20 protein-coding genes are annotated in these 16994 nt (G+C 61.2%); 2 read left to right on the forward strand and 18 right to left on the reverse strand.

The window, feature by feature from the left end:
• Positions 1-21 precede the first annotated feature (21 nt).
• From AB7813_RS07735 to AB7813_RS07750, 4 genes are all read right to left on the reverse strand, one after another.
• Positions 22-1482: an RluA family pseudouridine synthase gene (locus AB7813_RS07735; RefSeq protein WP_439064209.1), complete on the reverse strand. Its 1461-nt coding sequence runs from the start codon at positions 1480-1482 to the stop codon at positions 22-24.
• Complete coding sequence (locus AB7813_RS07740; RefSeq protein WP_439064210.1) at positions 1479-2810, reverse strand: replication-associated recombination protein A; 1332 nt, start codon at positions 2808-2810, stop codon at positions 1479-1481. The genes AB7813_RS07735 and AB7813_RS07740 overlap by 4 nt, the downstream gene beginning before the upstream one ends.
• On the reverse strand, positions 2807-4219 hold the full coding sequence (locus AB7813_RS07745; RefSeq protein ID WP_120292498.1) for a DegQ family serine endoprotease: 1413 nt from the start codon (positions 4217-4219) through the stop codon (positions 2807-2809). The genes AB7813_RS07740 and AB7813_RS07745 overlap by 4 nt, the downstream gene beginning before the upstream one ends.
• Positions 4220-4284: 65 nt before the next feature.
• A complete protein-coding gene (locus AB7813_RS07750) occupies positions 4285-4689 on the reverse strand; it encodes a winged helix-turn-helix transcriptional regulator (RefSeq protein WP_439064211.1) in 405 nt (134 codons plus the stop codon).
• A 119-nt stretch (positions 4690-4808) separates the two neighbouring features.
• Between AB7813_RS07750 and AB7813_RS07755 the strand changes: the two genes are divergently transcribed.
• The gene (locus AB7813_RS07755; protein ID WP_439064212.1) at positions 4809-5822 is read left to right on the forward strand and encodes a zinc-binding alcohol dehydrogenase family protein; all 1014 of its coding nucleotides are present in this window, start codon (positions 4809-4811) and stop codon (positions 5820-5822) included.
• 365 nt (positions 5823-6187) lie between these two features.
• A complete protein-coding gene (locus AB7813_RS07760; protein WP_439083240.1) occupies positions 6188-7633 on the forward strand; it encodes a porin in 1446 nt (481 codons plus the stop codon).
• 95 nt (positions 7634-7728) lie between these two features.
• Here AB7813_RS07760 and AB7813_RS07765 read toward each other — a convergent pair whose 3' ends face one another.
• From AB7813_RS07765 to rpsN, 14 genes are all read right to left on the reverse strand, one after another.
• Positions 7729-8523, reverse strand: coding sequence for an SDR family NAD(P)-dependent oxidoreductase (locus AB7813_RS07765; protein WP_439083239.1), 795 nt, complete (start codon positions 8521-8523; stop codon positions 7729-7731).
• 136 nt (positions 8524-8659) lie between these two features.
• The gene (gene rplQ, locus AB7813_RS07770) at positions 8660-9073 is read right to left on the reverse strand and encodes a 50S ribosomal protein L17 (protein ID WP_320444597.1); all 414 of its coding nucleotides are present in this window, start codon (positions 9071-9073) and stop codon (positions 8660-8662) included.
• A 124-nt stretch (positions 9074-9197) separates the two neighbouring features.
• Positions 9198-10229 carry a DNA-directed RNA polymerase subunit alpha gene (locus tag AB7813_RS07775; RefSeq protein ID WP_089268181.1) on the reverse strand — a complete coding sequence of 344 codons (1032 nt, stop codon included), beginning with the start codon at positions 10227-10229 and terminating at the stop codon, positions 9198-9200.
• A 99-nt stretch (positions 10230-10328) separates the two neighbouring features.
• Positions 10329-10718: a 30S ribosomal protein S11 gene (rpsK, locus tag AB7813_RS07780; RefSeq protein ID WP_068731453.1), complete on the reverse strand. Its 390-nt coding sequence runs from the start codon at positions 10716-10718 to the stop codon at positions 10329-10331.
• A gap of 107 nt (positions 10719-10825) precedes the next feature.
• Positions 10826-11194, reverse strand: coding sequence for a 30S ribosomal protein S13 (rpsM, locus tag AB7813_RS07785; RefSeq protein WP_068731455.1), 369 nt, complete (start codon positions 11192-11194; stop codon positions 10826-10828).
• 179 nt (positions 11195-11373) lie between these two features.
• Positions 11374-12303: an adenylate kinase gene (locus AB7813_RS07790; RefSeq protein ID WP_439083238.1), complete on the reverse strand. Its 930-nt coding sequence runs from the start codon at positions 12301-12303 to the stop codon at positions 11374-11376.
• Positions 12300-13631: a preprotein translocase subunit SecY gene (gene secY, locus AB7813_RS07795; protein ID WP_089268179.1), complete on the reverse strand. Its 1332-nt coding sequence runs from the start codon at positions 13629-13631 to the stop codon at positions 12300-12302. The genes AB7813_RS07790 and secY overlap by 4 nt, the downstream gene beginning before the upstream one ends.
• Positions 13632-13781: 150 nt before the next feature.
• Positions 13782-14267: a 50S ribosomal protein L15 gene (gene rplO / locus AB7813_RS07800; protein ID WP_068731461.1), complete on the reverse strand. Its 486-nt coding sequence runs from the start codon at positions 14265-14267 to the stop codon at positions 13782-13784.
• Positions 14268-14382: 115 nt separating this feature from the next.
• The gene (gene rpmD, locus AB7813_RS07805; RefSeq protein WP_068731463.1) at positions 14383-14577 is read right to left on the reverse strand and encodes a 50S ribosomal protein L30; all 195 of its coding nucleotides are present in this window, start codon (positions 14575-14577) and stop codon (positions 14383-14385) included.
• Between the two features lie 80 nt (positions 14578-14657).
• Positions 14658-15230 (reverse strand): 30S ribosomal protein S5, encoded by a 573-nt coding sequence (gene rpsE, locus AB7813_RS07810; RefSeq protein ID WP_068731465.1) that lies wholly within the window; start codon positions 15228-15230, stop codon positions 14658-14660.
• Between the two features lie 87 nt (positions 15231-15317).
• On the reverse strand, positions 15318-15680 hold the full coding sequence (gene rplR, locus AB7813_RS07815; protein WP_068731467.1) for a 50S ribosomal protein L18: 363 nt from the start codon (positions 15678-15680) through the stop codon (positions 15318-15320).
• An 11-nt stretch (positions 15681-15691) separates the two neighbouring features.
• Positions 15692-16225: a 50S ribosomal protein L6 gene (rplF, locus tag AB7813_RS07820; protein ID WP_089268177.1), complete on the reverse strand. Its 534-nt coding sequence runs from the start codon at positions 16223-16225 to the stop codon at positions 15692-15694.
• 13 nt (positions 16226-16238) lie between these two features.
• On the reverse strand, positions 16239-16637 hold the full coding sequence (gene rpsH / locus AB7813_RS07825; protein ID WP_089268176.1) for a 30S ribosomal protein S8: 399 nt from the start codon (positions 16635-16637) through the stop codon (positions 16239-16241).
• A gap of 12 nt (positions 16638-16649) precedes the next feature.
• A complete protein-coding gene (gene rpsN, locus AB7813_RS07830; protein WP_089268175.1) occupies positions 16650-16955 on the reverse strand; it encodes a 30S ribosomal protein S14 in 306 nt (101 codons plus the stop codon).
• Positions 16956-16994: the final 39 nt, after the last annotated feature.

Consider the following 16994-nt stretch of genomic DNA (forward strand, 5'->3'; position numbering starts at 1 on the left):
TTGTCGGAGCCCGACAACGCCCTACTCTTCCGGTGCGTTCTCGATCGGATCGAACCGGTCGTGTTCGAGACCGAGCAAGTTCCACGATTGCAGCATATGCGGCGGCAGCGGCGCCGTCGCGTCGATCACGCCGCCACGCGGATGCGGGATCACAATGCGGCGCGCCAGCAGATGCAAACGCTTCTGAATGCCGCCCGGCAACTGCCAGTTCTCGATGTTGAAATATTTCGGGTCGCCGACGATCGCGTGGCCGATATGCGCCATATGCGCGCGCAACTGATGCGTACGCCCCGTCACCGGCTTCAGCGACACCCAGGCGAGTTTCTGCGCCGAGGTCTCCACCACGGCGTAATAGGTCACCGCGTGGCTTGCGCCCTCGTCGCCATGCTTGGCGACGCGCATGATGGTGTCTTCCTCGTTCTCTTCCTTGGCCAGATAGGTCGAGATGCGTCCCTGCTTGGGCTTCGGTACGCCGGCAACCAGCGCCCAATAGATTTTTCGCGCAGAGCGTTCGCGGAACGCGCCGGTGAGTTTGGTGGCGGCGAAGCGCGTTTTGGCGATCAACAGGCAGCCCGACGTTTCACGGTCGAGACGGTGCACCAGGCGCGGCTTCTGTCCCTTGGCGTCGCGCATCACCTCCAGCATCATGTCGACGTGACGCGTCATGCCCGAACCGCCCTGCACGGCAAGACCAGCCGGCTTGTTCAACACCATGACGTCGGCGTCCTCGTAGATCGTCATCTCCTTGAGCGCCTGCAGAGTTTTGTTGGCAGCCTCCGAGAGTTCACCGACGACCTTCGGCGCATCGAGCTTCAGCGGCGGAATGCGGACGGTCTGTCCTTCTTCCAGCCGGTCCTTGCTGTCAGCGCGCTTGCCGTTCACGCGCAGCTCGCCTTTGCGGACGATGCGCTGGATATGGGAGAATGACAGGCCGGGAAAATGCGCTTCGAGAAAGCGATCGACGCGCATGCCATTCTCATCAGGCGTAACAATGACGTTCTGCACGGCGGTGGGCAGCGGCGCCGGCGCAACTTCCGGCTTCGCCGGTTCTTCATCGAGATAAGGCGCGGGCATCCGCGGCTCACGCAGCGGCGCGTTACCATAACGCGGCGCGGCCTTGCCGCCCGGACGCGAACCGGAAGGACGCGCGCTTGGTGGACGCTTGCCGGCCGGACGCTCGGAGCGCTGCGGCGCATCGAAGCGCTCGGCTCGTTCGGCACGCTGAGGGCGTTCGGATCGCTCGGCACGTTCCGGCCGCTCGGCCCACTCAGAGCGTTCACCGGCACGCGCACGCGGCGGACGTGCACTCATCGGGCGATCGCTGCTCACGCGGCCGGCCTTGCCGAATGACGGCCGCTCGCCCTTCGACGCGGCGGCTTTGGAGGCAGCGCCCTTCGGCGCGGCGCCCTTGCCACGCGGCGCCTTGCTACGCTCACCACCGGGACCACGCTTGGCGAGAGGCTTCTTGTCGCGACGGCTCATGATTGTCTCTCGTTCCTCAGTCTGGTCCAGTAATCTAGCCGCTTGCGAATCTCGCGTTCGAACCCGCGCTCGGGCGGATCATAGAAGGTCTGCCGCCCCAAGGCTTCCGGGAAATAGTCTTGCCCGGAGAAACCTTCTGGCGTGTCGTGGTCGTATTGGTACCCGTCGCCATAGCCTTCGGACTTCATGAGCTTGGTCGGCGAGTTCAGGATGTGCTTCGGTGGCAGCAGCGAACCGCCTTCTTTCGCTGTCCGCATCGCGGCCTTGTAGGCCATATAGGCGGCATTCGATTTCGGCGCGGTGGCGATATAGATCACGGCCTGCGCAATGGCGAGTTCGCCTTCGGGATGGCCGAGAAAATCATAGGCATCCTTGGCGGCATTGCAGATCACCAGCGCCTGCGGATCGGCAAGACCGATGTCCTCCACGGCCATCCGCACCACGCGGCGCGCCAGGAACAGCGGGTCCTCGCCGGCGTCTAACATCCGGCACAGGTAATACAGCGCTGCGTCGGGATCGCTGCCGCGCACCGACTTATGCAGTGCCGAGATCAGATTGTAGTGGCCATCGGCCGACTTGTCGTAGATCGGCGCACGGCGTTGCAGGATGTCCTGCAACTGCGCGGCATTGAAGATCTCATTGGTCCGCGCGGCGCGCCAGACCTCCTCGACCAGCGTCAGTGCAGCGCGGCCATCGCCATCGGCCATCCGCACCAGCACGGCGCGCGCCTCGGCATCGAGCGGCAATGCACGGCCTTCGACCTTCTCCGCATGCACGAACAGTTTCTCGATGGCGGCCGCATCCAGCGACTGGAACACCAGCACGCGCGCGCGCGACAGCAAAGCGGCGTTGAGTTCGAATGACGGGTTCTCGGTGGTGGCGCCGACCAGCACTACGGTGCCGTCTTCCATCACAGGCAAGAACGAGTCCTGCTGCGCCTTATTGAAGCGGTGCACCTCGTCGACGAACAGCAGCGTGCCCTTGCCCATCTCGCGGCGCGCGCGCGCAGCTTCAAACACTTTCTTCAGATCGGCGACGCCAGAGAACACCGCAGATATCTGCTCGAATTGAAGCTCCGTTGCGTCCGCAAGCAGCCGCGCAACGGTGGTCTTGCCGGTGCCTGGCGGTCCCCAGAATACCAGCGAACCCAGCGTGCGCGTTTCCAGCATGCGCGTCAGCGCACCATCAGGACCGAGAATGTGATCCTGCCCGACCACATCGGACAGCACACGCGGCCGCAGCCGCTCCGGCAACGGGCGCGGCGCGTCCTGCTCCAGCCCGGCTGCGGCAAACAGGTTTGCGGACAGAGTGGGTTGTTTCGGGCTCATCCGCCGAGTGTAACGTTGATCTGCTGACCGCCGCGCACCACCACGATGCGCCACAGCCGCGCACCCTCGCGCGTCACCTTGTCGAGATCGCTGGTCTTGCCGATCTTGGTGCCGTTGACCGCGATGATGAGATCGCCCTTCTGGAAGCCGACGCCAGCCGCTGTGGCCGTATCGGTCAGCTCTGTAATGACGACGCCTTCGGTGCTGGAATCCAGCCGCAACTCGTCGGCAACGGCCGGCGAGATATTGGCGACCTTGGCGCCCTGGAATGGCGAACGCGCCGTCAGCGTGATCTCGTCACGGCCCGTGTCAGGGGCCGCCTCGAGCGCAACGGTCAGCTTCACCGGCTTGCCGCTGCGTTGTGCATCGAGCTGCGCAGTGCCGCCGAGCGGCCGCGTCGCGAAGCGATACTCGAATGCATTCGGATCCTCGATGGCCTGGCCATCGATGGCAGTCACGAGATCGGAGACCTTGAGACCGGCCTTTGCAGCCGGGCTGTTCGCGGTGACATTGACGACCAGCGCACCCGAAGGCGTCTTCAGGCCGAGCGTCTCGGCGATCTCAGGCGTGATGTTCTGCAGCCGCGCGCCGAGCCACGGACGCTTCACGGCCTTGCCACCGCTCTTGGCGGAGGCAACGACGACGCGCACCATATTCGCCGGGATCGCAAAGCCGATGCCCTGCGAGCCGCCGGAGCGCGAGAAGATCGCGGTGTTCACGCCGACCAGCTTGCCGGTCATGTCGACCAGCGCGCCGCCGGAATTGCCGGGATTGATCGCAGCATCGGTCTGGATGAAGAACTGATAGTCGGTGATGCCGACCTGGGTGCGCGCAAGCGCCGACACGATACCGTGGGTCACGGTCTGGCCAACGCCGAACGGATTGCCGATGGCGAGGACAACGTCACCGACCAGCAAGTCATCCGAGTTCGAGAAATCCAGCGTCGGGAATTTCTCCTTGCTGTCCTTGATGCGCAGCACCGCCAGATCAGTGCGGCTGTCCTTGAGCACGATCTCGGCCTCGAACTCGCGCTTGTCCGCCAGCGACACCTTCACTTGGTCGGCGCCTTCGATGACGTGGTTGTTCGTAACGACGAGGCCCGATGCGTCGACCATCACACCCGAACCGAGCGAACGCTGCATCTGCTCCGGCTGCATGCCCTGGCCGCCGAAGAAGCGGCGGAACACCGGATCGTCCAGCAGCGGATTGCGGTTCTGCACCGTCTTGGCTGCATAGACATTCACCACGGCCGGCTGCACCCGCTGCACGATCGGCGCGTAGGACAGCTTCATTTCCGTCGGCGATGTCGGGACCCGGCGATCTTGTGCAACAGCCGGCGCGAGTGCGGACGACAGGACAATGGCGCACAGAGCGGAAGCGGTCGCAGCGTTGCGGAAAAATGGGATCATCGGGGCCTCTTTGAGGAAATCGCGGCGAATATAGGCTGCTGAGCGGGGCAATAGAAGGGCGGGAACTAGCTTGCGTCCGCCGGCACATCCTTCTCCACCGGCGCTTTTTTGCGCGGCTGGGGCGCTACGGCCGCGACCGACTTCTGACGCATCTTGTGCGCATCACCCCACGCCTTGAGGGCATCGATGACCGGGCGCAATCCGAGCCCGGTTTCCGACAGTGCATATTCGACCCGCGGCGGGACCTCGGCATAGACCGTCCGGACGATCAGCCCATCCTCCTCGAGCGCGCGCAGCTGTTTGGTCAGCATACGTTGGGTGATCCGTGGCATCAGCTTGCGCAGTTCGCCGAAACGCAGCCGCCCCTGCTGCAGATGATACAGGATCACGCCCTTCCATTTGCCGTCGATCAGATCGAGCGTCACCTCGACCGGACAGCCCGGCCCATTGCCGAAATCACGCCGTTTCATCGCAAATACCCAATAGTATCCATTCGGTGACTATATCCCTGAAATGACAGTACTTGCAATTATTGTCGCCTCGGGACACCTCTTCGGGACATTCCCGCCAGGAGCATGGAGCGCACCCAATGAAGGCAGTCGGCTACACCAAATCCCTCCCGATCGACGCCGCTGACGCGCTGGTCGATTTCGAGGCTCCGAAGCCCGAACCGACCGGTCGCGACATCCGCGTATCGGTGAAGGCGATCTCGGCCAATCCCGTCGATTTCAAGGTGCGCAAGCGCGCGGCGCCGCCGACCGGCGAAACCAAGATCCTCGGCTATGACGCTGCCGGCGTCGTCGATGCTGTCGGCCCCGATGTGACGATGTTCAAGCCGGGCGACGAGGTGTTCTATGCCGGCTCGATCCAGCGCCAGGGCACCAATGCAGAGTTCCATCTGGTCGATGAGCGCATTGTCGGCCGCAAGCCCTCCTCGCTCTCCTTCGCACAGTCTGCGGCGTTGCCGCTTACCGCGATCACCGCCTGGGAACTGCTTTTCGATCGACTCGGCGTTGCACCCGGCAAGAGCCTCGATCCGCGCACGCTGCTGATCATGGGCGGTGCCGGCGGCGTCGGCTCGATCCTCATCCAGCTCGCACGCCGCCTCACCGGCCTCACGGTAGTGGCAACGGCATCGCGACCCGAGACGATCAAGTGGTGCCAGGATCTCGGCGCACATGCGGTGATCGATCACAGTAAGCCGCTGAAGGAGCAGATCGACGCATTGAAACTGCCGCCGGTCTCACTCGTCGCCAGCCTCACGGGGACGGAACAGCACTACAAGGCGCTTGCCGACCTGATCGCACCGCAGGGCAAGTTGGGGCTGATCGACGATCCCGTTGAGTTCAACATGTCCGCGTTCAAAGGCAAGGCCGTCTCGGTGCACTGGGAATCCATGTTCACGCGATCGTCATTCCAGACGCCCGACATGATCGCGCAGCATTACCTCCTCAACGACGTCGCGGACCTCATCGACAAGGGCGTGCTGCGCACGACGCTCGACAAGACCTTCGGCACCATCAACGCCGCGAATCTCAAGCGCGCGCATGCGCTGCTCGAATCCGGCAAGTCGCACGGCAAGATCGTGCTTGAAGGCTGGTGATCACGAAACTGCTACCTACAAAATTCCCGCCTGGAGACACCTACGATAACAGAGCGCATCCATGGATGCGCTCTTCTCGCATAATAGCTAATTAAGATAGCTAATTATCTAAATCGCTTGTGATCGAAAAGCGACACAGCGGTGTCGTTCACCACAATGCGATGCGGGTTTTACAGAACTGTCGCAAAGCTTGCCTAGGTTGCCCGCGAGCTCAACGGTAGCTCGCTTGTTAAATGAGAACGGCCCCTGGCGAGAGCCTCCGGACATTCTCTTTCGCAAGATCACAAACACAGATCCATACGCGTCCATCACCTGCGGAGCAATTCGCGGGGCGTGTCGGATTTTGTCTTCTACAGGGGTACTCCATGTCTTTCACGACACACAAAATCCTGGGCACGCTCGGCGTGATCGGCGCGCTGGCCGCAGGCCCGGCGCATGCGCAGTCATCGAATGATGAGATCGCCGTATTGAAAGCGCAGCTCCGCGCGCTGGAAAAGAAGCTCGATAACGTTCAGAAGCAGGCCAACACGACGCAAAAGCAGACGGAAACGGTCAAGCAGAACTTCGCGAATGCCAACGCTGCCATGCACAAGAAGGCTGTGCCCTTCATCAACGCGAACCTGACGATGCCCGGCAACCGTCCGACCTTCTGCACCGACGACGGTCTGAACTGCATCGCCATCACCGGCCGTCTGCACCTCGACACTGCCGCCTATTCGTTCTCGCCGAAGTCCGCCGGCACCAGCCCGCAGAGCGTGAATGACGGCATCAATGCCCGTCGCGCACGTCTCGGCCTGATCGGCACCTTCAACAAGGATTGGGAATACGGCGTGATTGTCGATGCCGGCGGTACCACCGATGGCGACGTCACGCTCAACAACGCCTATGTCGCCTATAAGGGCGTCAAAGGCCTGTTGATCCAAGGCGGTTACATCGACGTCCCCTATACGCTGGACGAAGCGACCAGCTCGAACAACATCATGTTCATGGAACGCGCAGCTTCGCAGGTTCTCGCGACCAGCCTCGCGGCAGGCGACAACCGCGCCGCGTTCGGTGGTCAGGTATTCGGCGATCAATACTGGGTCGGCGCCTACGTGACCGGTCCGACGACCGGCCTCAACGTCAATCACAGCCAGCCGCAGCCGCTCGGCGCAACTTTCCGTGCGGTCGGCCTGCCGATCAACAACGAAGTTGGCACCGTGCTGGTCGGCTTCGATGCGCTGTATCTCGCCCAGCCCGGTGGTGTGACCAACAATACGCTCGGCATGTCCGATCGCATCGAAGTTCGCGTCGATCCGGCGACCAACGCATTGCTTAACACCGGCACCATGAACTTCGTGAACAATGCCCGTGTGCTGAGCGGTGAAGCCGCCGTCAAGTTCGGCAGCTTCATGGCATCGGGCGAATACTTCGACTACAACATCCAGCGCAGCAACGGTCTGTCCGACCTGAGCTTCAATGGCGGTTACGGCCAGGCCAGCTACGTCATCACCGGCGAACAGCACAAGTACAACGCATCGGCCGGTGCCTTCGGCGGCATCAACCCGGCTCGCCCGGTCAACTTCGCAACCGGCGATCTCGGTGCGTGGGAACTGGCGGTGCGCTACAGCTATGCCAGCCTGAATGACGGCGTCATTCGCGGCGGTGAACTGAAGAACACCACGGTCGGCGTGAATTGGTACGTGAACCAGAACATGCGCTTCATGTTCAACTGGATCCACGGCACCGTCGACAAGTTCGCCGTCAACAGCAACGTGAACACCGGTGCCGACTATGACGCGTTCGCGATGCGCACTCAGGTGGCCTTCTAAGCGCACGCATCGTCTCCGCGGTCTCGCGGCATGACGTCCTCAACGAATAAAGGCGGCGCTTCGGCGCCGCCTTTTTATCTTTGCGGGGCGTACACTTATGCGATGGTCTGGACGATCCCGCCCTCGGCACGCAACGCTGCACCGTTGGTCACCGATGCCTCCTTCGACGAAACATAGACGACCATGTTCGCGATCTCCTCGACGGTCGCAAAACGCTGGATCAGCGACGTCGAACGGTGCTGCTTGACGAAGTTGGAAGCCGCCTCTTCGACCGATTGCCCATTCTGTTTGGCGAGATCCTTGACGAAGGTCTCCACGCCTTCCGACATGGTCGGTCCGGGCAGCACGGAATTGACCGTTACGGCCGTGCCCTTGGTGAGCTCCGCGAGGCCACGCGAGATCGCGAGCTGCGCTGTCTTCGTCATCCCGTAGTGGATCATCTCGCCGGGAATGTTCAGTCCGGACTCCGATGAGATGAAAACGATGCGGCCCCAGTTGCGCTTCAGCATACCCTGCATGTAGGCGCGCGATAGACGGATGCCCGACATCACATTGACCTCGAAGAAGCGCGTCCAGTCCTCGTCGGGAATGTCGAAGAAACCCTTGGGCTCGAAGATGCCGGCATTGTTGATGAGGATATCGACCTCGGGGAGTGCCGAGGCGAGCGCGTTGCAGCCCTCCGCTGTCGACACGTCGGCAGCGACGCCTGTCACCTTGGCCCCGGGCACGGCCTTGGTGATCGCGGCGATTGCCGCGTCCACCTTGCCCTGACTGCGGCCGTTCACAACAACCTGAGCGCCAGTGGCGGCCAGGCCCTTGGCAATGGCGTGACCAATGCCCGAGGTCGAGCCCGTCACGAGTGCTGTCTTGCCCGTCAGATCGATTTTCATATGCGTACTCCCGTTTGAATGACGGAGCTGATATCGGAACGCGGATTGAAAGATGCAACTGCATCCAAAAGACGAAAGCACAACAAAAAAGCGGCGCACAAGGCGCCGCTTTTCCGAAAATCTGATGTGACGCGGCTTATGCCGCTTCGGACGTGCCCTGCACCGGACCCGAATCCTTACCCTTGGCGTCTTCGTCGCGATCGACGAATTCGATCAGAGCCATCGGGGCGTTGTCGCCGTAGCGGAAGCCGGCCTTGATGATGCGGGTGTAACCGCCCTGGCGATCAGCGTAGCGCTTGGCCAGCACGTCGAACAGCTTGCGGACCTGATCCTGGTCCTTCATCTCGCTGATGGCCTGGCGACGCATGTGGAGGCCGCCCTTCTTGCCGAGGGTGACGAGCTTCTCCACGATCGGGCGGAGCTCCTTTGCCTTCGGAAGCGTGGTGATGATCTGCTCGTGCTTGATCAGCGACGCGCACATATTGGCGAACATCGCCTTGCGATGTTCTGCGGTGCGGTTGAGCTTGCGATGAACCTTGCCGTGACGCATTGGAATATTCCTTATATTTCAGTTTGCCGCGACGGTTCGTCGGACATCATGTTGCAGGTGGGCTGCCTGCGTTCGCCCATAACGCCATGGCCGGGTTAGACCCCGGCCACGCCGCTCGTGATGCTCAGTAGTGATCTTCGAAGCGCTTGGCCAACTCGTCGATATTTTCCGGCGGCCAACCGGGCACTTCCATGCCGAGGTGCAGACCCATCTGGGCGAGCACTTCCTTGATTTCGTTCAGCGACTTGCGGCCGAAGTTCGGAGTGCGGAGCATTTCTGCTTCCGACTTCTGAACGAGGTCGCCGATGTAAACGATGTTGTCGTTCTTCAAGCAGTTTGCCGAACGCACCGAGAGCTCGAGCTCGTCGACCTTCTTGAGGAAAGCCGGGTTGAAAGCGAGATCCGGGATGACTTCCTGAGCAACTTCCTTGCGGGGCTCTTCGAAGTTCACGAACACGTTGAGCTGGTCCTGCAGGATGCGCGCGGCATAAGCGACCGCGTCATCCGGCGTCAGCGCGCCGTTGGTCTCGATGGTCATCGTCAGCTTGTCGTAATCGAGGATCTGGCCCTCACGGGTGTTCTCGACCTTGTACGACACCTTGCGAACCGGCGAGTACAGGCTGTCGATCGGGATCAGGCCGATCGGCGCGTCTTCCGGACGGTTATGCTCGGCAGCGACGTAGCCCTTGCCGCCGGCAACGGTGAATTCCATGCGGATCTCGGCGCCCTCGTCGAGGGTGCAGATCTGCAGGTCAGGATTGAGAACGGTCACATCGCCGACAGTCTGAATGTCGCCGGCGGTCACGACGCCCGGGCCCTGCTTCTTCACGACCATGCGCTTCGGGCCTTCGCCCAGCATCTTGATCGAGATGTCCTTCACGTTCAGCACGATGTCGGTGACGTCTTCGCGCACGCCGGCAATCGAGGAGAATTCATGCAGCACGCCGTCGATGTGCACCGACTGCACGGCAGCGCCCTGCAGCGAGGACAGCAGGATGCGGCGGAGTGCGTTACCGAGGGTCTGACCGAAACCACGCTCGAGCGGTTCGGCAACCAGGGTCGCAAAACGGGTAGGATCGCTGCCAGGCGTTACCTGCAGCTTGTTCGGCCGGATAAGTTCTTGCCAATTTTTCTGGATCGTCACTGTGTCACCCATGCCATCAAACTCACTGGCGTTGGAGATCGCGGATCAGTCCGCGTAAGTCGCATCGCAAAAGCGATCGCGGGCAGCCGAGCCACCCGCGATCAAAAAGTATTAAACGCGCCGACGCTTGCGCGGGCGGCAACCGTTGTGCGGGATCGAGGTCACGTCGCGGATCGAGGTAACCGTGAAGCCCGCGGCCTGCAGAGCGCGGAGAGCCGATTCACGACCCGAACCCGGACCGCCGACTTCGACTTCCAGCGTTCGCATGCCGTGTTCCTGCGCCTTCTTCGACACGTCTTCAGCAGCAACCTGCGCTGCGTACGGGGTCGACTTGCGCGAGCCCTTGAAGCCCATCGTGCCAGCCGACGACCAGGCAATGGTGTTGCCCTGCGCGTCGGTGATGGTGATGGTCGTGTTATTGAACGACGAATTCACGTGCGCGATGCCCGATGCAATGTTCTTGCGCTCGCGGCGACGAATACGTCCGGCTTCCTTTGCCATCTCTAACCTTTCTGAGGATCTCAACGCCGCCGTAATGCCAGCGGCTACACCAAAAATAATTGCAGAAGCGGATGATCATCCGCTTCCGCAAACTCGTATTCGAAAGCTTACTTCTTCTTGCCGGCGATCGACTTGGCCGGACCCTTGCGGGTGCGCGCATTGGTATGCGTGCGCTGACCACGAACCGGCAGACCGCGACGATGGCGTAGGCCACGATAGCAGCCGAGGTCCATCAGACGCTTGATGTTCATGCCCGTCTCACGACGAAGATCGCCCTCGACCAGATAGTCGCGGTCGATGACTTCACGGATTTGCAGAACTTCCGCGTCGCTGAGCTGATTGACGCGGCGCTCCGGAGTGATCTTCACCTTCTCGATGATATCGGCGGCGTTCTTCTGGCCGATGCCATGAATGTACTGCAGCGCGATCAGCACGCGCTTGTTGGTCGGGATGTTTACACCGGCGATACGGGCCACAACTTCTCTCCTGTCACCAGTCCATCACGAACCGGCATTATCATCATTTGTCGGGCGGGTATTCACAAACGCGAACACGACGCCCGTCCCCTGGATTTCAGTGGGGCCCGGCATCGTTGGAATCTTCCGACTGGATGAGGGCCTTATTAAAGTATTCGACTTCGTTTCGTCAACCTGCTCTAGCGTTTGACGCGCTTTTTGCCGGCTTTCTTGGCCACTTTACCGGCCTTCTTGGCTGGCTTTTTGGCCGACTTGCTGGTTTTGGCCTTCGAAGCCGATTTTGCAGCCTTTTTGGCTACTTTTACCGCCTTTTTGACCGTTTTCTTGACAGTCTTCTTTACGGCTTTCTTGGCCGCCTTTGCCTTCTTGGCGACCTTTACCGGCGCCTTCTTGGCCTTCTTGACTGCCTTCGCGGCTTTTTTGGCCGATTTGGCTGCCTTCTTGGCCGGAGCAGATCCGCGCTTGGCGGCAGCAGCCTTCTTGGCGGGCTTGCGGGCCGGCTTCTTTGCCGACTCATCGGCGGCGAGAATCGCTGCCAGCACGCGGTTGATCTCAGCCGTCACCTCTTCGATGGTCATCATGCCATCGATGGTCACGAGCTTCCGCTTTTCCGAATAGTAGTGGACCAGCGGCTCGGTCGACGTGCGGTAGCTCGCCAGGCGTTTCGACAGCACTTCCGGCGTATCGTCGATGCGCACGGTCTCACCGCGCTCCATCATCTGCGCGACACGGGCTTCGACACGCTGCAACAGCGCGCTTTCGTTGACGCGGAGCTCAACAGCAGCATCGAGATGAAGCCCCTTGGACTTCAGCAGTGCATCCAGCGCTTCAGCCTGCGGCACGGTGCGCGGGAAGCCGTCGAGGATGAAGCCATTGGCGGCATCCGGCAGCTCGATGCGATCCGAGATGATCCCGATCACAATATCATCGGGCACCAGGCCGCCAGCGGCCATGATGTCCTTGGCCTTGAGGCCAACTTCGGTCTCGGCAGCCACGGCAGCACGCAGCATGTCACCGGTGGACAGCTGAACGATGTTGTGACGTTCGACAAGACGATGTGCCTGAGTTCCCTTGCCCGCCCCCGGCGGCCCGAGAAGAATCAACCTCATTTGCGCCGGCCCCTCAGCTTCGACTTGCGGATCAAACCTTCATACTGGTGCGCCAGCAGATAGCCTTGCACCTGCGCCACAGTATCCATGGTGACACTGACCACGATCAGCAGCGACGTGCCGCCGAAGTAGAACGGCACCGAGGCGTAGGAAATCAGGATCTCGGGGATCAAGCAGACCACGGCGAGATAGGCAGCGCCGAGCACAGTGATGCGCGAGAGCACATAGTCGATGTATTCCGCGGTCCGCTCACCCGGGCGAATGCCTGGGATGAAGCCGCCATGCTTCTTCAGATTGTCGGCAGTCTCGGTCGGGTTGAACACGATCGCCGTGTAGAAGAACGCGAAGAACACGATCAACGATACATACATGATCAGGAACAGCGGACGACCATGGCTGAGCTGCGTGGTCAGCCACTGGAACCACTCCGGCCCCTTGCCTGCGTTGAAGCTCGCGATGGTCGCTGGCAGCAACAGCAGCGACGACGCGAAGATCGGCGGGATCACGCCCGAGGTGTTGAGCTTCAGCGGCAGATGCGAGGACTGGCCCTCGAACATCTTGTTGCCGACCTGGCGCTTCGGATACTGGATCAGCAGGCGGCGCTGGGCGCGCTCCATAAACACGATGAAGGCGATCACGACCACGGCCATCACGATGACGACCAGGATCAGACCGGTCGACAGTGCGCCCTGACGACCCAGTTCGAGCATATTGGCGATCGCCGACGGAAGCTCGGCCACGATGCCGGCCAGAATGATCAGCGAGATGCCGTTGCCGATGCCGCGCGAGGTGATCTGCTCACCCAGCCACATCAGGAACATGGTGCCGCCGGTCAGCGTGACCGAGGTCGAGATCAGGAAGAACATGCCGGGCTCGCTGACGACATTGCCGGCGCCCTGCAGACCCGCCGCAATGGCATAGGACTGGAATGCAGCGAGGATGACAGTCAGGTAACGGGTGTACTGGTTCAGCGTCTTGCGGCCCGCCTCGCCCTCTTTCTTGAGAGCTTCGAGCTGGGGCGACACGGTGGTCAGCAGCTGAATGATAATCGATGCCGAAATATACGGCATGATGTTCAGCGCAAAAATCGCCATGCGATTGATGCCGCCGCCCGCGAACATGTTGAACATGCCGAGGATGCCGCCGGCCTGCTGCTTGAACACCTGTTCCCACGCGGCCGGATCGATGCCGGGCAGCGGAATATAGGTGCCGAGCCGATAAACAAGCAGCGCACCCAGTGTGAACCAGATGCGCTTCTTCAGTTCATCGGCCTTGCCGAGGGCCGAAAAGTTGAGGTTTGCTGCTAATTGCTCTGCTGCAGAGACCATGTTTGGCTTTCTCCCGCGCCCCTTTCGCCATCATGCCCCGAAAGAGCGGGGCATGCAGCGGAGGCCGGACATTATTTGGTGCTCGGCATTGATAAAATCTACTGCCACATCACGCAAGGCCGCCCACAGACGCAGGCGATGCCGCAGATGTTACGCAGCTTCGCCGTCGGCCTTCTTCGGCGCGATGATCTTCACCGAACCGCCGGCCTTCTCGATGGCTTCGATCGCCGTCTTGGTGGCGCCGTGCACTTCGATGTTGATCTTGGCCTTGATCTCGCCACGGCCGAGAACACGCACACCGGCCTTCGAGCGGCGCAGAACGCCAGCCTTCACCAGCGATTCAGCGTTGATCACGGCCTTGATGTCGATGGTCTTCGCATCGATCGCGTCCTGGAGACGGTCCAGGTTGATCTCGGCGTAATCGAGACGGAAGATGTTGTTGAAGCCGCGCTTCGGCAGACGACGATGCAACGGCATCTGGCCGCCCTCGAAGCCCTTGATGCGGACGCCGGAACGCGCGGTCTGGCCCTTGCCGCCGCGGCCCGCGGTCTTGCCCTTGCCGGAGCCGATGCCACGGCCGACGCGCATACGCTTCTTACGGGAGCCGGCGTTATCGGCGATATCGCTGAGCTTCATCGTTCTTTTCCCTGTTTCGCCCTGTCTTCCCGAGGCTTACCGGCAGATCCGGACCTCGAAGGTCAACAGTGTCATCCCTGCGGCAACCTGGCGGCCGCAGTGAGACGACGTGAACTTACTTATCCTCGACCACGCGGACGAGGTGCTGCACTTTGGTGATCATGCCGCGAACTTCAGGAGTGTCCTGCAATTCGCTGACGCGACCGATCTTGTTGAGCTTGAGGCCGATCAGCGTAGAACGCTGCGAGTGGTGCCGGCGAATTGCGCTGGCGACCTGCTCGACCTTGATCATCTTTGCGGCCTTGGCCATCGTGATAACTCCAAAAAGTCTTTTTAGAGGGCATGATCCTTATCAGAAAAGTGGAGATCCACTTTTCCGAATCATGCCTGTTATTCGGCAACCAGCTCGGCGTCACCGCCAACGCGGCGCGACTGCAGGGTGGACACCTTGATGTTGCGGCGAGCAGCAACCGAACGCGGCGAATCCTGATGCTTCAGCGCGTCGAAAGTGGCGCGAACCATGTTGTAAGGATTCGACGAACCGATCGACTTGGCCACGACGTCCTGGATACCCAGCGTTTCGAACACAGCGCGCATCGGACCGCCGGCGATGATGCCGGTACCAGCCGGAGCAGCACGCAGATACACGCGACCCGCGCCATGACGGCCAGCGATGTCGTGATGCAGCGTGCGACCTTCGCGCAGAGCGACGCGCGTCAGGTTGCGCTTGGCCGACTCGGTTGCCTTGCGGATTGCTTCCGGAACTTCACGGGCCTTACCGTGACCGAACCCGACCCTGCCCTTCTGATCGCCAATGACGACCAGAGCTGCAAAGCCGAAGCGCTTACCGCCCTTGACGACCTTCGCCACACGATTGATGTGGACGAGCTTGTCGACGAACTCACTATCACGCTCTTCCCGGGGGCCCCGGTCGCGTCCGCCGCGTTCGCGTTCACCTGCCATGGTGTTTTCCAATCCTTGCGAAGCTTTCGCTTCTAACCCTGTGTCCGTTCAAATCTGCAACTTGCAAATCAACGAAAGTGAAATCGCTTAGAAGCTGAGCCCGCCTTCGCGAGCCGCATCTGCCAGCGCCTTGACGCGGCCGTGGTACAGATACTGACCACGGTCGAACACCACTTCCTTGACGCCATTCTTGACCGCGCGCTCTGCCAGCAGCTTGCCGACAGCCTGCGCCGCATCGACGTCCGCACCGGTCTTGCCGGTTTCGCGCATCGCCTTCTCCAGCGACGACGCGGAAGCGAGCGTCTCGCCCTTCAGGTCGTCGATGACCTGCGCGTAGATGTGCTTCGACGAGCGGAAGATCGACAGGCGCGGACGGCCATTGGCAGTCCGGCGGAGCGAGAGCCGCACGCGTTGCTTGCGCCGGGCATTCGTAATCTTGAGTTTCGACATGACCGGCTCCGTTACTTCTTCTTGCCTTCCTTGCGGAAGATAAACTCGTCGGAATAACGTACGCCCTTGCCCTTATAAGGCTCTGGCGGACGATAGCTGCGGATCTCCGCGGCTACCTGACCGACGCGCTGCGAGTCGTTGCCGGCGACGTTGATCTCGGTCGGCTTCGGCACCGTGATGGTGATGCCTTCCGGGATCGCGTAGACGACATCGTGGCTGTAACCGAGCGCCAGCTGCAGGTTCTTGCCCTGCAGGGCCGCACGATAACCGACGCCGGTGATCTCGAGCTTCTTCTCGAAACCCTTGGTAACGCCTTCGAGCAGATTCGCGATCTGCGCGCGAGCGGTACCGTACAGTGCACGGGCGCGGTTGGTTTCGACGCGAGGAGCAACCTTGATTGCGCCCTCTTCCATCTTCACCACCACGTCGTCGTGCACGACGAACTGAAGAGCGCCCTTGGGGCCCTTCATCTTGACGGTCTGGCCTTCGACGGACGCGGTAACTCCCGCGGTCACCGCCACTGGCTTCTTGCCAACTCGTGACATGACTGATCCTTCCTCAGAACACCGTGAAGAGAACTTCACCGCCCACATTCGCGTCGCGCGCGTCGTGGTCGGCCATAATTCCCTTGGGCGTCGACAAAACGGAGATACCGAGGCCGTTCTTCACGCGCGGCAGGTTCTTCACCGAGACGTAAACGCGACGTCCTGGCTTCGAAACACGCTCGATTTCGCGGATGACCGGTTCGCCATCGAAATACTTGAGTTCGATCTCGAGTTCCGAACGGCCCGACGAATGCTCGACGCTGGCGAAGCCACGGATGTAGCCTTCGTTCTTCAGCACTTCGAGCACGTTGGCGCGCATCTTGGAGCCCGGGGTCGAAACCTTGGACTTGGTACGCATCTGCGCATTGCGGATACGGGTGATGAGATCGCTGATTGGATCGTGGGTCGACATGTTCCGCCCCCCTTACCAGCTGGACTTCACGAGCCCGGGAACCAGGCCCTTCGAGCCCAATTCACGCAGCGCGATACGGCTGAGCTTGTTGATACGATAGACCGAATGCGGACGACCGGTGATTTCGCAACGGTTCATGATCCGAACGGGCGACGAATTGCGCGGAAGCTCGGCGAGCTTCAGCGTTGCGGCGAACCGCTCTTCCATCGGCTTGGTCTTGTCGGCGATGATGGCCTTGAGACGCGCGCGCTTCGGCGCAGCGTTCGCGGACATCTTCTTCCGACGGTTGTTCTTCTCGATCGAACTCTTCTTTGCCATGCTTGGCTCCTGGGTTACCGCGTTTGAGAAGCTTTTCAG

The sequence above is a fragment of the Tardiphaga sp. 20_F10_N6_6 genome (genome assembly GCF_052076045.1).
GTDB lineage: Bacteria > Pseudomonadota > Alphaproteobacteria > Rhizobiales > Xanthobacteraceae > Tardiphaga > Tardiphaga robiniae.

Coding starts and splice junctions, on each gene's coding strand:
- AB7813_RS07735 (WP_439064209.1), bottom strand. CDS start 1,482: ATGAGCCGTCGCGACAAGAAGCCTCTCGCCAAGCGTGGTCCCGGTGGT.
- AB7813_RS07740 (WP_439064210.1), bottom strand. CDS start 2,810: ATGAGCCCGAAACAACCCACTCTGTCCGCAAACCTGTTTGCCGCAGCC.
- AB7813_RS07745 (WP_120292498.1), bottom strand. CDS start 4,219: ATGATCCCATTTTTCCGCAACGCTGCGACCGCTTCCGCTCTGTGCGCC.
- AB7813_RS07750 (WP_439064211.1), bottom strand. CDS start 4,689: ATGAAACGGCGTGATTTCGGCAATGGGCCGGGCTGTCCGGTCGAGGTG.
- AB7813_RS07755 (WP_439064212.1), top strand. CDS start 4,809: ATGAAGGCAGTCGGCTACACCAAATCCCTCCCGATCGACGCCGCTGAC.
- AB7813_RS07760 (WP_439083240.1), top strand. CDS start 6,188: ATGTCTTTCACGACACACAAAATCCTGGGCACGCTCGGCGTGATCGGC.
- AB7813_RS07765 (WP_439083239.1), bottom strand. CDS start 8,523: ATGAAAATCGATCTGACGGGCAAGACAGCACTCGTGACGGGCTCGACC.
- rplQ (WP_320444597.1), bottom strand. CDS start 9,073: ATGCGTCACGGCAAGGTTCATCGCAAGCTCAACCGCACCGCAGAACAT.
- AB7813_RS07775 (WP_089268181.1), bottom strand. CDS start 10,229: ATGGGTGACACAGTGACGATCCAGAAAAATTGGCAAGAACTTATCCGG.
- rpsK (WP_068731453.1), bottom strand. CDS start 10,718: ATGGCAAAGGAAGCCGGACGTATTCGTCGCCGCGAGCGCAAGAACATT.
- AB7813_RS07790 (WP_439083238.1), bottom strand. CDS start 12,303: ATGAGGTTGATTCTTCTCGGGCCGCCGGGGGCGGGCAAGGGAACTCAG.
- secY (WP_089268179.1), bottom strand. CDS start 13,631: ATGGTCTCTGCAGCAGAGCAATTAGCAGCAAACCTCAACTTTTCGGCC.
- rplO (WP_068731461.1), bottom strand. CDS start 14,267: ATGAAGCTCAGCGATATCGCCGATAACGCCGGCTCCCGTAAGAAGCGT.
- rpmD (WP_068731463.1), bottom strand. CDS start 14,577: ATGGCCAAGGCCGCAAAGATGATCAAGGTCGAGCAGGTCGCCAGCGCA.
- rpsE (WP_068731465.1), bottom strand. CDS start 15,230: ATGGCAGGTGAACGCGAACGCGGCGGACGCGACCGGGGCCCCCGGGAA.
- rplR (WP_068731467.1), bottom strand. CDS start 15,680: ATGTCGAAACTCAAGATTACGAATGCCCGGCGCAAGCAACGCGTGCGG.
- rplF (WP_089268177.1), bottom strand. CDS start 16,225: ATGTCACGAGTTGGCAAGAAGCCAGTGGCGGTGACCGCGGGAGTTACC.
- rpsH (WP_089268176.1), bottom strand. CDS start 16,637: ATGTCGACCCACGATCCAATCAGCGATCTCATCACCCGTATCCGCAAT.
- rpsN (WP_089268175.1), bottom strand. CDS start 16,955: ATGGCAAAGAAGAGTTCGATCGAGAAGAACAACCGTCGGAAGAAGATG.